The organism is Chryseobacterium sp. KACC 21268 (assembly GCA_028736075.1).
Taxonomy (GTDB): Bacteria; Bacteroidota; Bacteroidia; order Flavobacteriales; family Weeksellaceae; genus Epilithonimonas.
In genome coordinates, this window is the sequence record CP117875.1 from 1,447,628 (window position 1) to 1,461,985 (window position 14,358).

Annotated in this window: 11 protein-coding genes; 7 read left to right on the forward strand and 4 right to left on the reverse strand. The window is 38.1% G+C overall.

Annotated features, from left to right (window positions below; genetic code table 11):
- The first annotated feature begins 37 nt into the window (after positions 1 to 37).
- Positions 38 to 1,468, forward strand: a complete 1,431-nt coding sequence (locus PQ459_06905; protein WDF48199.1) for a M20/M25/M40 family metallo-hydrolase — start codon at positions 38 to 40, stop codon at positions 1,466 to 1,468.
- Between the two features lie 119 nt (positions 1,469 to 1,587).
- On the opposite strand, the gene PQ459_06910 is transcribed toward PQ459_06905, so the two are convergent.
- The 3 genes from PQ459_06910 to PQ459_06920 all read right to left on the reverse strand — a co-directional run bounded on the left by PQ459_06910 (position 1,588) and on the right by PQ459_06920 (position 4,531).
- Positions 1,588 to 1,920 (reverse strand): 2Fe-2S iron-sulfur cluster-binding protein, encoded by a 333-nt coding sequence (locus tag PQ459_06910; GenBank protein ID WDF48200.1) that lies wholly within the window; start codon positions 1,918 to 1,920, stop codon positions 1,588 to 1,590.
- A gap of 151 nt (positions 1,921 to 2,071) precedes the next feature.
- A complete protein-coding gene (locus PQ459_06915) occupies positions 2,072 to 3,124 on the reverse strand; it encodes an NAD(P)/FAD-dependent oxidoreductase (GenBank protein ID WDF48201.1) in 1,053 nt (350 codons plus the stop codon).
- A gap of 201 nt (positions 3,125 to 3,325) precedes the next feature.
- Positions 3,326 to 4,531, reverse strand: a complete 1,206-nt coding sequence (locus PQ459_06920) for a methyltransferase domain-containing protein (protein WDF48202.1) — start codon at positions 4,529 to 4,531, stop codon at positions 3,326 to 3,328.
- Between the two features lie 276 nt (positions 4,532 to 4,807).
- On the opposite strand from PQ459_06920, the gene PQ459_06925 reads away from it, so the two are divergent.
- From PQ459_06925 to PQ459_06940, 4 genes are all read left to right on the forward strand, one after another.
- The gene (locus tag PQ459_06925; protein ID WDF48203.1) at positions 4,808 to 5,401 is read left to right on the forward strand and encodes a TetR/AcrR family transcriptional regulator; all 594 of its coding nucleotides are present in this window, start codon (positions 4,808 to 4,810) and stop codon (positions 5,399 to 5,401) included.
- A 101-nt stretch (positions 5,402 to 5,502) separates the two neighbouring features.
- Positions 5,503 to 6,855, forward strand: coding sequence for a TolC family protein (locus tag PQ459_06930; GenBank protein ID WDF48204.1), 1,353 nt, complete (start codon positions 5,503 to 5,505; stop codon positions 6,853 to 6,855).
- A gap of 7 nt (positions 6,856 to 6,862) precedes the next feature.
- Positions 6,863 to 7,924: an efflux RND transporter periplasmic adaptor subunit gene (locus tag PQ459_06935; GenBank protein ID WDF48205.1), complete on the forward strand. Its 1,062-nt coding sequence runs from the start codon at positions 6,863 to 6,865 to the stop codon at positions 7,922 to 7,924.
- 7 nt (positions 7,925 to 7,931) lie between these two features.
- Positions 7,932 to 11,120, forward strand: a complete 3,189-nt coding sequence (locus tag PQ459_06940; GenBank protein WDF48206.1) for an efflux RND transporter permease subunit — start codon at positions 7,932 to 7,934, stop codon at positions 11,118 to 11,120.
- 127 nt (positions 11,121 to 11,247) lie between these two features.
- Here PQ459_06940 and PQ459_06945 read toward each other — a convergent pair whose 3' ends face one another.
- Positions 11,248 to 11,694: a KTSC domain-containing protein gene (locus PQ459_06945; GenBank protein WDF48207.1), complete on the reverse strand. Its 447-nt coding sequence runs from the start codon at positions 11,692 to 11,694 to the stop codon at positions 11,248 to 11,250.
- Between the two features lie 273 nt (positions 11,695 to 11,967).
- On the opposite strand from PQ459_06945, the gene PQ459_06950 reads away from it, so the two are divergent.
- Complete coding sequence (locus PQ459_06950) at positions 11,968 to 13,611, forward strand: sensor histidine kinase (protein ID WDF48208.1); 1,644 nt, start codon at positions 11,968 to 11,970, stop codon at positions 13,609 to 13,611.
- A 4-nt stretch (positions 13,612 to 13,615) separates the two neighbouring features.
- Positions 13,616 to 14,269 (forward strand): response regulator transcription factor, encoded by a 654-nt coding sequence (locus PQ459_06955; GenBank protein ID WDF48209.1) that lies wholly within the window; start codon positions 13,616 to 13,618, stop codon positions 14,267 to 14,269.
- The last annotated feature ends 89 nt before the right edge of the window (positions 14,270 to 14,358 follow it).

Consider the following 14,358-nt stretch of genomic DNA (forward strand, 5'->3'; position numbering starts at 1 on the left):
GGTTAATTTTACGAATTATTAATTATAATTATTAGAAATGAAGATAAAATTATTTTCTATACTTTCAATCGCTTTGTTTGGTCAGCTCTCAGCGCAATCCGATAAATTCTACGCAACTACAGATGCCAAGAATGCTATCGAATTAAAATCAAAAATGCCAAACGAGGTCGAGATCATCGGTTCCAATGATAGGGAATCTGTCGTTTTTCTATCTCCAAAAGCAGCAGAATTCCTCCATCATAATGTCATCACACACGGCCCAGGCTATATTTATAAATCTTCCGAGCAAGAAGCGCTATTGGCTATCAGTAAATCAAAGAAGTCCAATAAAGTTTTAGCCTTCACCATTGATCAAGATGCAACGGTAAATTCTGCCATTGGAAAAGTAAATGCGGATAATATCAAAAGCCACATCCAAGTTCTGGAAGCCTATGGAACCAGACGTCACAATACAAATCAAGCGCTGACCTCTGTCCAGGATCTGAAGGCGAAGTGGGAAGGCCTGATCGCGACAACTGGCAGAACCGATCTGTCTGTGAGAATTGTAAATCACGTCGGAACGCCGATGCCTTCTCTTGTTTTTACGATCAATGGAAATTCGGCGCCAAATGAGTACATCATTGTTGGCGGTCATATGGATTCGATTTCCAGCAGTGCGGCGGCGCCAGGCGCGGATGATGATGCTTCCGGGATTGCAACTGTTACAGAAATGATCCGTGTCCTTCTGAATATCAATTACAAACCTGCCAAAACCGTAGAATTTATGGCTTATGCTGCAGAAGAAATCGGTTTGGTTGGATCCTCTGAGATTGCGGAAGATTATGCAGCGAATGGCAAAAACGTCATTTCCTATGTACAGTTCGATATGACCAATTACAAAGGCTCCAACCGCGATGTTTACATCTCCACGGATGCTTACAACAGCAACGATCTCAATTTGTTTTTGATAGAGTTGATGGAGCATTACAACAAAACTGGAAGTCACGTTTTCACTTACGGAAACACTATCTGTAATTATGGATGTTCCGACCATTTCAGTTGGGCGCAAAACGGCTATGATGCTGCTTTTCCGTTTGAGGCTTCTTTTTCACAATCCAATCCTTATATTCACTCGGCCAATGATACGTTGTCCAGAAGTAATAATTCAGCGACACACGCAGCGAAATTTGCAAAACTTGGTTTGGAATTTATCATCGAGACAGCGAAAGGTTCCGTTTTGGCAACTTCAGAAACGTTAAATCAATCGGTTGAGATTTATGTGAAAAACAAATCCCTTAATTATAAACTCGGAAAAGAATCCATTGAAACTCTAACGATCATCGACACCAGCGGAAGACAATTGGTAGAATCAAAAAATCTTCTATCAATAGGAAAAATCGATTTGAATAAAATCAATACTGGTTTTTATCTTGCTGTTTTCAAAACAAAGTCTGGAAAAGTAATCACGAAGAAATTTATTTTAGATTAATGATTTAAAATAACATTAACACAAATTTTAAAATAAAAAAGAGCAAATAGATTTCAATTTCTATTTGCTCTTTTAATTTTTGAGGAACTAAACAATGTTCCTGTGTGGTCGATTTTGATTTACGCTTCTGGTGCAAGTTCTACAATCAGTCCTTCCAATTCTGCCGTTACAGGAATTTGGCAGCCCAAGCGGCTGTTTGGTTTCACGTTGTAGGCTTCATCCAACATTGCTTCTTCATCCGGCAACATTTCCGGAAGTGGCACATTTTCGCTCAAGATATAGCATTGGCAAGAGGCGCACATCGCCATTCCGCCGCAGATTCCGATGGTTCCTTCTTCCGCCAATTCGTAGGCACGAACGATTTCCATTAGGCTCATCGCCATATCGGTTGGAGCGGGAATTGTGTGAGAAACGCCGTTTCTGTCTATGATTGTAATATTAACGTCTGACATTTTGCAAAGATAAGAGATAGATCTTAGACAATAGATGACAGAAGTTGGAAATTTTGATTAAGCACAAAAAAAGAGGACTTAGAAATCCTCTTTTAATATTAGATGAAGTCAGAAAAATCTAATCTCTAACTTCTAAAATCTAATTTCTTTCTTAATCAATAGATTTCACGACCGCTTTTTCAGCTTCTTTTCTGGTTCCGTCGAAACCGTCAACGCCGCTTACGGTGGTGTATTTTAGGACAAATTTCTTACCTGGATTCATTCTGTTGTACACGCTTTGGACCATCAAAGTTGCCTCGTGGAAACCACAAAGGATCAGTTTTAATTTTCCTGGATAAGTGTTGATGTCACCAATTGCGTAGATGCCTTCGATGTTGGTTTGATAATCCAAAGCGTTGTTCACCTTGATTGCATTTTTCTCGATTTCTAACCCCCAATCTGATAATGGTCCCAACTTAGGCGTCAATCCAAAAAGTGGAATCAAATAATCTGTTTCGATGATGGATTTTTCGCCGTCTTTTTCAATTTCGATTGCTGTGATCTTATCTTCACCAATCAAGCCCGTCACTTCTGCAGGAGTGATTAGGTTAATTTTTCCCTGATGCTTCAATTCTGATACTTTTTCAACAGAATCTAAAGCGCCACGGAATTCGTTTCTTCTGTGGATCAACGTCACGTCAGAAGCAACATCGGCCAAGAAAACCGACCAGTCCAATGCAGAATCTCCACCGCCAGCGATCACGATTTTCTTATCACGGAACATTTCCGGATCTCTCACGAAATATTCAACGCCTTTTTCCTCGAATTTAGCGATGTTTTCCAATTCCGGTTTTCTTGGGTCAAAACTTCCCAGTCCGCCAGCAATTGCGATGGCTTTTCCTTTCACTTTGACGTCACGGCTTGTGGTCACGATGAATTGTCCATCTTCGGTCTTCTCATAGCTCACTGCCTTTTGAGCCAATGAAAACTGAGGTTCGAACTGCTTGATCTGCTCCATCAAATTATCCACCAAAACACCAGCATCCACACTTGGAAATCCAGGTATGTCGAAAATCGGTTTTTTAGGATAAAGTTCGGTCAATTGTCCGCCAGGTTGTGGCAACGCGTCAATCAAATGACATCTTAGTTTCAACAATCCCGCTTCGAAAACAGTGAAAAGTCCAGTCGGACCAGCACCTATTATAATGATATCTGTCTCAAACATTTATATAAATTTTGGAGTCCAAATTTAAAAATTATAAACTATTTTTAGAATTAATCTAAATATGATTTTACTTAGCTAAAATTAATTCCCAATAAAATCTTACCAAATGATAAGAAATTATTTTACGGTTTCCCGTAATATTGTCCTTTCATCATTTGTGTTTTTAATTCCTGAGCGTAATTTATTACCTCAGGAATTTTTTTATGCATTACGCTTGATGAGCGCCATATAGAATCCGTCGTAGCCTTCGCTCGGCATGATCTTTTGGTCTTTGATCAAGGTGTAATCTGGATTATTTTCCAAGAATGTCTTCACTTGTTCGTTATTTTCTGAAGGTAGAATAGAACAAGTCGCATAGATCATCTGTCCACCTTTTTTAAGGATTTTAGAATAATCCTGAAGGATTTGTTGTTGTTCTCCTTTGATTCTGTCGATGAAAGCTTGGTCGATTTTCCATTTGGAATCTGGATTTCTTTTCAAAACACCAAGTCCGGAACAAGGTGAGTCGATCAGCAATCTATCTGCTGTGTTGTGAAGTCTTTTGATGACTTTGTTGTCAGAGATCATTCTTGCTTCTATGTTGTGAGCACCGGCTCTCTTGGCGCGTCTTTTCAGTTCTGCCAATTTCCATTCGTAGATGTCTAGTGCGATGATCTGGCCTTTGTTTTTCATCAAAGCGGCCAAGTGCAACGTTTTTCCACCTGCACCAGCACAAGCGTCCACCACGCGCATTCCTTCCTGTACATCCAGTAATTCTCCGATTTTTTGGGAACTTGCATCCTGAACTTCGAAGAATCCATCTTTGAAAGCACTGGTCAAGAAGACATTTTTCTTTTCTGCCAATTGGATCGCGTCTGGATAATTCTTGATTGTGAAAGCTTCCACATTTTCGTCATTCAGGTCTGCGATCAATTCTCTTGGAGTAGTTTTCAAGGTGTTTGCACGTAGAACCGTTGGTGCTTGCTCATTGAGCGCGACCATTTCTTTTTCCCAGTTTTTACCTAATTCTTTTTCCAAAGTCTCAGCCAACCAATCTGGAATCGAATGTTCGATAGCCTTCGTAGGAACAGTTCCTTTTTTCAGTTTTGTAAGGATATCGGCAACTTTGATCCCGTCGAATTCCTCAAATTTTTTGTAATGCGTTTTGCTCCAAAGCAAATAAGCAATGATCATTTTATAAACATTGGTCGGTTTTACACTTTCGCCCATGTAGTATTCCAGACGTTTTTTCCAACGGATGATGTTGTAGAAAATCTCGGAAACTACGCGTCGGTCTTCGCTTCCCCATTTTCTGTGGGCTTTTAAGAGTCTTTCTATGACCTTGTCAGCGTATTTTCTGTCTTCGAAAAAGGTTTCTTGCAGGCAATCGTGAATCCCGATCAGAAGGTTGCGGTGTATAAGTTCCATTGATTATGATAAAATGTTATGATTTACTATTTGAGAATGTGTGTCTTACAGAATGGATAGGTTCAATTTTACGAATTAAAAATTTCTGTAATTCAAGCGGCAAAGTTAATGATTTTAATTTAATTTTTTTTGAGTGTTCTTGCCTTATGAAAAGCTGCACAGATTAGAGCTATGTTAAATTTGTATTAAGTTTCTCAAATTTGTTTAATTAATTTGTTTAACAATTTTGTCAAAACAAATGATTGATATAAATTTGCACAAAATTGTTTAACAAAAATGTCAAAACAAGAAAAAAAGGACCAAACACAGGAATTGATCAAAGAAACGACCAAGAATTTATTCTTCGTCAAAGGGAAGTTTGATGCCACCACGCAAGAGATTGCGGATGAGGCGGGCGTCAACAGAACGCTTATCAATTATTACTTCAGATCTAGAGATAATCTCGTTCAGATCGTTTTTGATGAAGCGCATAAAGTGGAAAAAGAAAAGTCTGAGATCATTATGCGATCTGATCTCTCTTTCAAGGAGAAGATCAGTCAGTTCATAGATGGAAGCCTCTCAACAAGTTTGCAATATCCATATCTCGAAACCTACATTGTTTCTCAGATCAACAAAGGGAGTTGCCATAAACGAGATGTGGAAAAAGAAGATCTCGAATTGTTTTACAGAGATATCAAAAAAGAAATGGAATTGGGAACGATTGAAAAAATGGAACCCGTTCAGTTTATCTTCAACATGATCTCTCTCTTGGTTTTTCCAAGTGCAATAAGACCTTTGTTTATGGAAAATATGATGATCAGTGATAAGGAATTTGATAGATTGATTGCCGACCGGAAAGAAATCATTCTAAATATGCTTTTTAAGAATTAGTTAAAATAATTAAAAATTGTTAAAGTATTTATAAAATCGGATCGTCATCAATGATTAGAGATAAAAAGAAAAAAATTAAAAATAAAAGAATTAATTAAATTATGAATAGAAAACGTATAACTGCAAAGAAGCTAGGAATCAGCGTCGCTGCAGTATTTATGATTTTCGGCTCTACATCTGCGTTTGCCCAACAGCAGGTGTCTTTGCAGGAAGCCATCAAACAGGCCTTGCAAAACAAAGCAGAAGCCAAAAAGGCCACGCTTGAGATCAAAAGAGCTGAATTGAAGATCACTGAAGCCAGAGCTGGAGCACTTCCACAAATTAGTGCGACTGCAGGTTTAACATATAATCCTATCATTCAGGAATCTTTACTGGAATTTGGTGGAGAAAGAATCAGAGCGCAACTGGGACAGCCCTGGACCTCAAGTGCTGTTGTTACTTTGAATCAGGCGATCTTTGATCAAAGGGTTTTTACAGGTCTAAAAGCAGCGAAATCTACCAGAGAATTTTACGTTCTGAATGCGCAACTTTCCAACGAACAGATCATCGAGAATGTTGCAACAGCATATTATCAGGTTTTTGTTCAGGAAGAGAATCTGAAGACGCTTAATGTAAGTTACACCAATACGGAAAAAGTACGTAACGTCATCAAAAGTTTGGTGGATAACGGTTTGGCAAAAGGAATCGATTTGGACAGAACGAATGTTCAGTTGACAAACATCAGCGCCAACAGACAACAATTGATCAATGCGGTGGAACTTTCCAAGAACTCTTTGAAATTCTATATGGGTGTTCCAATTGAGAAACAGATTGAACTTGAAGAGAAATCCATCGAGCCAAGACCAGAACTGATTACTGGAAACGTAAATCTCGATGAAAGAATAGAAGTGAGAGTTCTTAATAAAAATAGAGAACTTCTTCAATATAATCTAAAAGCTACAGAAGCTTATCTGTATCCGACAGTTGGCTTGCAGGCAAACTATGGTTGGGCTGGACAAGGACCTAAATTTCCTCTTTCCAACGGTTTAAGAAACGGTGTCCTTTGGAGCGACTATTCAGCGATTGGCTTGAATGTCAATATTCCGATTTTCACAGGAGGCGCTACGAAATCTAAGATCCAGCAGGCTGAGATTGATATTCAATCTTTGGATGTGGATATCCAAGAAACCCAATTGAGTTTGAGTCTGGAGTACAAAAATGCCATTACCAATATGGAAAATTCTATCATCACCATCGAAAATATGAAAGGAAATGTGGAGTTGGCAGAAAAAGTACAGAAAGACACACAGTCCAATTATCAATACGGTTTGGCAACTTTGACAGAGGTTCTAGATTCTGAAAATGCACTCACAGATGCAAAACAGAACTACACGACTTCATTATTAGATTATAAACAAGCCGAGATCAAATTGATCAAAGCAAAAGGAGAACTTAATACATTACAAAATCCATAATAAAACTATGAAAAAGACTTTTATATATATCATCGTAGCAGCTGTACTTGTAGGTCTGGCCGCTTGGAAAATTGCCGATAATAAGAAGAAGCAGGAAACTGAAGTAAAAGAAGTAGCAAAACAGGTTGACAAGATCAACGTGAACGTAGTGACCGCTTCCAGAACCAACATCGATACAGATTATTCTGCAAACGGAACATTCATTCCAAAACAAGAAACCAATCAGTCTGCGGATATCTCAGGACGTGTGGTAAGTGTTTTCGTGAAAGAAGGTTCTAGAGTAGGTGCTGGACAAGTTCTAGCTACCATCAAAAGAGATGCGATCGAAGTGGATGTGACTCAGGCTCAGAACAATTTACAAAATGCCATCATCGATAACCAACGTTACGAAAATGCTTTCAAAACTGGAGGTGTGACCAAACAACAATTGGACAACTCAAGATTGCAACTTCAAAATATGAAAGCTGCAGTAAGAGCGCAAGGTGTTAAGATTAATGATACAAGCGTGAGAGCTGGGATCAGCGGAACGATTAACAAAAAAATGGTTGAGCCAGGAGCAGTGGTTGCGCCAGGAACAGCTTTGTTCGAGATTGTAAATATCAACTCTCTTAAGCTTTCTGTTTTGGTTGATGAAAGCCAGGTTGGAAGAATCCAAATTGGTCAAACCGTGAACATCAATGTGAATGTTTTGCCTGACGAATCTTTCAGCGGTAGGATTACCTTCATCGCTCCAAAAAGTGATGCGTCTCTTAACTTCCCAGTAGAAATTGAAGTTCAAAACAAAGGAAACTTAAAAGCCGGGATGTACGCAACAGCAGTTTTCAAAACCAACCACGGTGCAGAAACTCAGAATATGTTGACCGTTCCTGCAGAAGCTTTCGTAAATGGTGTAAGTTCAGGTCAATTGTTTATCGTTCAAAACGGAACTGCAAAATTGATCACGGTACAAACAGGAAAGGTTTACGGCGACAAAGTTCAGATTATCAGCGGTCTTAATGGTGGCGAGCAAGTGATCACCAGCGGACAGATCAACCTAGATAACGGTTCAAAAATCAATATCGTAAAGTAACAGAAGAATGAAGTTAGCAGAAATATCCATTAAAAGACCGTCCCTCGTTATCGTACTCTTTACGATCCTGACGTTGGGAGGTTTGTTAAGTTACTCCATGATGGGGTACGAGTTGATCCCGAAATTTGAAACCAATATGGTAACGATCTCTACCGTTTATCCGGGAGCTTCGCCTGCAGAGGTGGAAACTTCGGTGACGCGTAAGATCGAGGATGCCGTTGGTTCTTTGGAAAACGTAAAAAAAGTAGAGTCATCTTCCTACGAAAGTTTATCGGTAATTATGGTTCAGTTGAACACAGGTGCCGATGTGAACTATGCTTTGAATGATGCTCAGAGAAAGGTAAATGCGATTTTAGCAGACCTTCCGGAAGATGCAGATCCGCCGTCATTACAGAAATTCTCACTGGATGATCTCCCGATTATGACATTGAGTATTTCCAGTAATAAGTTAAACAACAAAGATCTTTATGACCTTTTAGATAAAAAAATTGAACCGATCTTTTCCCGTGTAAATGGTGTCGCTCAGGTTGACCTAGTTGGTGGACAGGAAAGAGAAATTCAGGTGAGTTTGGATGAGAAAAAAATGCAGGGTTACGGTCTTGCGATTGCAGATGTACAGCAGGCGATTCTTTCTTCAAACTTAGATTTCCCGACGGGAGCTTTGAAAACCAGAACTTCAAGATCTACGATCAGACTTTCTGGGAAATATAGAGATGTACAGGAAATGAACAATCTTGTGGTTTCTAACAAGGATGGCGCGCAGGTTCGTTTGTCTGATATCGCAACGGTTTTCGATACACAAAAAGATATTGAGAAAGTAGCGAGATACAATCAGAATTCTACAATCTTGATGCAGATCAAAAAACAATCGGATGCGAATGCTGTAGCGGTTTCAGAATTGGTGCAGAAAACCATTGCTCAGGTAGAAGGGAATTATAAAGTTCAGGATATCAAAGTCAATATTGTAGATGATACGACAGAATTTACCCTGGAAGCGGCAGATCACGTAATTTTCGATTTGTTCCTGGCGATTATCTTGGTAGCTGTCGTGATGTTATTATTCCTTCACAATATCAGAAATGCATTTATCGTAATGGTTTCGATTCCTGTGTCGTTGATTGCAACGGTGATCGGAATGTATTTAATGGGATATACTTTGAACTTGATGAGTTTATTGGGACTTTCATTAGTTGTAGGTATCCTTGTGGATGACGCGATTGTGGTTTTGGAGAATGTTTACCGTCACATGGAGATGGGGAAAAGCAGAATCCGTGCAGCTTATGATGGTGCTTCCGAAATTGGATTTACAGTAACAGCGATCACGATGGTAATTGTCGTGGTATTCTTACCAATTGCGATGAGTTCCGGATTGGTGTCTGATATCCTGGCGCAGTTCTGTGTCACGGTAGTTATTGCGACGATGTTCTCATTGTTGGCTTCATTTACCATCATTCCTTGGTTGTCTTCAAGATATGGTAAATTGGTTCATTTGACTGGTAAAAATCCTTTTGAGAAATTCATTCTTTGGTTCGAAAAACAATTGGAGAAATTCACACATTGGATCTCAGGAATTCTAGAATGGGCGCTCAAATCTGGATTAAGAAGAATAATGGTGGTTGTAGTGACTTTCATTGTTTTGATTGCTTCATTTATGTTGGTAGCATTCGGATTTATTGGAGGTGAATTCTTTCCGAAAATGGACAGAGGACAGTTCCTTGTTCAGATGGAATTATCAAAAGATGCGTCTGTAGAGAAAACCAATCAGGTGACTTTGGCAGTTGAAAAATATTTGAGAGATGATAAAGATGTAGTCGATATGATCACAACCGTTGGTCAGCAGTCATCAGGTTTTGGTGGTGCGCAGGCAACTTTGTATCAATCCGAAATCCAGGTAATTTTAGTTGACAAATCTGAACGTAACGAAAGTACTGACATTAAATCAGCAAAAATAAAGAGAGCTTTAGAAGAGAAATTCACAGGCGTTGAGTTCAAAACAGCACCAATTGGATTAATGGGAGCAGACAACGCACCAATCGAAATGGTGGTAACTGCTCAGGACAACGCAACAGCAAATAAAGAAGCGAACAGAATCCTAGAATTACTGAAAAAAGTGCCTGGTTCTGTAGATGCAGAATTGTCAACCGACTCCGGAAGTCCGGAAGTTCAGGTGAATATCGACAGAGATAAAATGTCTTCTTTAGGTTTAAATCTTTCCAGTGTAGGACAAACGATGCAGACTGCATTTAGTGGAAATACAGACGGAAAATTCAGAGCTGGAGAATATGAATATGACATCAACATCCGTTTTGGTGATGCCAACAGACAATCGATTGATGACGTTAGAAACTTAATGTTCACCAATCCTTCCGGACAGCAAGTAAGATTGAGCCAATTCGCAGATGTGAAAATGGGTTCAGGACCAAGTTTGCTGGAGCGTAGAGACAAAGCACCTTCTGTAAAAGTAAAATCCAAAGTGGTAGGTCGTCCTGTAGGTGATGTTGCCAACGAATGGGCTGCACAGTTTATGGACAACGAAAAAACCAAACCAGCAGGCGTAAGCTACATCTGGAGTGGAGATATGGAAAATCAGACCGAAGGTTTCGGTACATTAGGAATCGCTTTGTTGGCGGCCATCGTATTGGTTTATTTGGTAATGGTTTCCTTGTATGACTCGTTTGTCTATCCGTTTGTGGTATTGTTCTCAATTCCTTTGGCATTGATTGGAGTAATGGTAATTCTCGCCATCACAGGAAATTCATTGAACATCTTTACGATGCTCGGGATGATTATGTTGATTGGTTTGGTTGCGAAGAATGCGATCATGATCGTCGATTTTGCCAATATGAGAAAAGCCGCTGGTGCAAGTACGCACGACGCTTTGATCCAGGCCAACCACGCGCGTCTTCGTCCGATTTTGATGACGACGATCGCAATGATCTTTGGTATGATCCCGATTGCAATTGCAAAAGGAGCAGGAGCGGAGATGAACAATGGTTTAGCTTGGGTAATCATCGGTGGTTTGACATCATCATTGTTCCTAACCTTGATTATCGTACCAGTTGTTTATTCATTATTTGATTCACTTCTTAGAAGAATGGGCAAAGGCGAACCAGTAGATTATGACGCTGAAATGAAAGCCGATTATGACCACAGAGAACTAAGTGAAGACGGATTTACCCCGAAACACGTAGATTAAAATATCAATTATTTAATCCTTGAAACCGTATCAATTTTTATTGATGCGGTTTTTTTGTTTAATAGTTATAGTAAAAAAAACTCCCAGAAAAATCTGAGAGCCTTCAATATATTTTTAAAGCTAGAAATTAATCTGCCATTGCTTCACCGGATTTTCTGTAGATGAAATTTCCGTAGATGTGTCTTCTCGCAAAACGGCTTGGAGAATCAGAATTCACCATTTTGATATAGATGTTTCTTGGAACACCAATGTATTCAAACATTTTCCCGTTCAAGTGCTGAACTTTCAAGATTGATTTTTCTAGATAGAAATCTGTGATGATAGATGTCGTGATCGTATCTGTGTATTCTTCTTTATATTTTTCCTGAGTTTCCTCGTGGATGCTCACTAGAAAGTGGTAAGCCTCGATCACAGATTTGCTTTTGTCTTCTGCTTCCAGTTTTCCAGCTTCGTCATTCACAAATTTGTCAGGATGCGTGTCCTTCATTGTGTTTCTGTAAATGGTTTTAAGGTCTTTCAGAGTTGCAGTTTTGTCAACGCCAAGAAGCTTTCTGTGTTCGCCTATTCTTTTCATAAGTAGATTTTAATAATTTGTCATAGACCAAATCACGGGTCTATTTTCGGGGTGCAAAATTAAGCTTTTAAATTTAAAAAATCATAACTTATTCATTATTAATTTATTTGAAACTTTCGGATAACTTTTTGGATTTGCTTTTGGTGTGATTTAGATCAAAATATCTTTATTTTGTATTGCGATTCTGAGATTGTCGATATGAAAAAAATAATTCTAAATTTTTATCTATTTATAAAACCAATTGGATTATGCTTTTTCTTATCATTTGTTTTTATGAATGCTAATGACAAAAATCCATTGGCGGATGCTCACGATCTCATTAGGAAAAACAAAATCGATGAAGCAATCATTTTCCTTAAACAAGAAATTCCGAAATCAGAATCCGAGGTAGAGAAGGCTCTTTTTCTTGTCGAACTTGGAAATGCGTACAAACTAAAACAGCAGTACGAAAAATCGCTCAATGCGTATCAAACGTCGCTTCAAATCTTTCAGCGCAAAGGACTTTTGCAAAATGAGTTTTTGGTTTACACGCAACTTGCAGAGTTTTACAGGTATCGCAGAATGTATTCAAAGTCAGAAGAATATTTAAAGTTGTGCGAAAATATTTTAAAACGGGAAAAAATCACAGATGCGCATTTGATGAAGTTTTACAGCAGAAAAGCCGCACTTTTTTCTGAATATCAAAATAACCAAGACAGCGCAATTTCTTATTCAAAAAAATCCTTGAAATTATCTCAGAAATTAGGTGATTCCGAAAGTGAATTGGTTTCATTGATGGAAATTGCCGGCATTTATGAAAATAAAAAAAAATATGCTGAGGCGATAAAACAATTCAGTAAAATCATAAATCTTGCTGCTGAGAAAGCAAATATCCAGTTGCAGTGCGATGCAATGGTCAACCTTTCCAGAAATTATAATGCTGTAAAAAATTATAAAGCCTCAATTGATGTTTCATTGATGGGATTTGATCTGGCAGAGAAAAATAAATTAAGCTTCAACCAACTTCTGTTTGCTGACAATTTGCAGATGGCATACGCCAAAACTGGTTATCATCAAAATGCATTTAAATTTCTAAGTACAAGATTAAAATTGACAGAAGAATATTATCACAAACTCTATGATAATAAGGTTTTGGAGTACGAAGAAAAATTCAAAGTTGCGGAAAAGCAGAAGATCATTAACGAAAACAAAAAACTAATCGAGCTGAAGGAAGAAGAGATCAAAAGGCAAAGTCTGATCAAGTATTTCATTCTTTTCGGATTGATTGCCATCCTGATTTTTGCTGCGATTTTACTTAATTATATCAAGATCATCAGGAAACAGAACAAAAGATTGACTTTTGTATCTGAGCAGAATGAATTTTTGGTTTCCGAGACGCATCATAGAATTAATAATAATCTCCAGTTAATCACCATCCTGATCCAAAATGAATTAAAAAAAAATCCAAACTCAGATGATCTTACCAACCAAAGGATCATTGCGAAAATAGATTCATTGGGGATTTTGCACCGGCAGTTATATGAGAATCAAGACAAGAAAAATCTCGATTTGAATGGCTTTTTATTAGATGTTAAAAAGAATATGGACTTGCTGTTCACTGAAAATAATATTCAAGTTCACTTTGATGTTGAAAGTATTTTGATTCCTGTCAACAGTGCGATGTACATTGGGCTTTTGGTGACAGAGCTTTGTATCAATTCTATGAAACACGCCTTTTTGGATCAGTCTGAGAAAAGGATCGATCTCAGGATTCATTCTGTTGAAAATCATATTTATTTTGATTATCAGGACAATGGCGAAGTAAAAAAAGAAATCACAAAACTAAATCTGATTGAAAAACTTTGCAGACAGTTGAAAATCAAATATAAAGTTGATGTGGAAAATGGTTTTAAGTTTAGTTTTAATAGGAAATTGTAAGCTTGTGAATTTTGTAAAAATTTTAATTGTAGAGGATGAGGTTCTGATTGCAGATTACATCAACGATATTCTGGAAAGTAATGGCTGCAGTCGTATTTCTATGGCTCATTCTGTAACAGAAGCGCGGGAGAAAATGGAAACTTTTCAGCCAGATATCATCTTGATGGACATCAATCTGGAAGGTCATTATGAAGGAATAGAACTGAGCAAATTGAAGCGTAAGGACGCATCTGTCATTTTCATTACAGGACAAAGTGATTCTAAAACCGTGGAAGACGCGCTCAGCATCTCTCCGGATTCTTACCTCACGAAACCAATTCGGGAAATAGAACTGATCACAGCGCTGAAGATTATCATTAATAAAAAACAAAAACAATATCTCTTTGTGAAAGATGGCTATGCTGATATCAAGCTCATCATACAGGATATCATCTACATCGAAGTGGACAGAAATTACCTGGATATTTTTACCATCAATAGAAAAGTGACAGTGAGAAAAACATTGCAGGAATTTGGAAAAGAATTGCCTTCCACTTTCAAACAGATCCACCGTTCCATTGTCATCAATACAGATCTGATAGAGGAGATCTCTTCTGATGAGGTCTTGGTAAAAGGCTTCCGGCTGCCAGTTTCCAGGCATTTCAAACAAAATTTGTAGTCATATTTTACTTTTATATACAAAGTTTTGCATTTCGTCCCAGTTTAATATTATGTTAAATAGCGGTCGTTATTTTTGCTTCGATAATT

What these genes read in the sequence shown, in the direction of transcription:
- PQ459_06905 (WDF48199.1), top strand. Translation starts at nt 38, where the DNA reads ATGAAGATAAAATTATTTTCTATACTTTCAATCGCTTTGTTTGGTCAG.
- PQ459_06910 (WDF48200.1), bottom strand. Translation starts at nt 1,920, where the DNA reads ATGTCAGACGTTAATATTACAATCATAGACAGAAACGGCGTTTCTCAC.
- PQ459_06915 (WDF48201.1), bottom strand. Translation starts at nt 3,124, where the DNA reads ATGTTTGAGACAGATATCATTATAATAGGTGCTGGTCCGACTGGACTT.
- PQ459_06920 (WDF48202.1), bottom strand. Translation starts at nt 4,531, where the DNA reads ATGGAACTTATACACCGCAACCTTCTGATCGGGATTCACGATTGCCTG.
- PQ459_06925 (WDF48203.1), top strand. Translation starts at nt 4,808, where the DNA reads ATGTCAAAACAAGAAAAAAAGGACCAAACACAGGAATTGATCAAAGAA.
- PQ459_06930 (WDF48204.1), top strand. Translation starts at nt 5,503, where the DNA reads ATGAATAGAAAACGTATAACTGCAAAGAAGCTAGGAATCAGCGTCGCT.
- PQ459_06935 (WDF48205.1), top strand. Translation starts at nt 6,863, where the DNA reads ATGAAAAAGACTTTTATATATATCATCGTAGCAGCTGTACTTGTAGGT.
- PQ459_06940 (WDF48206.1), top strand. Translation starts at nt 7,932, where the DNA reads ATGAAGTTAGCAGAAATATCCATTAAAAGACCGTCCCTCGTTATCGTA.
- PQ459_06945 (WDF48207.1), bottom strand. Translation starts at nt 11,694, where the DNA reads ATGAAAAGAATAGGCGAACACAGAAAGCTTCTTGGCGTTGACAAAACT.
- PQ459_06950 (WDF48208.1), top strand. Translation starts at nt 11,968, where the DNA reads ATGAATGCTAATGACAAAAATCCATTGGCGGATGCTCACGATCTCATT.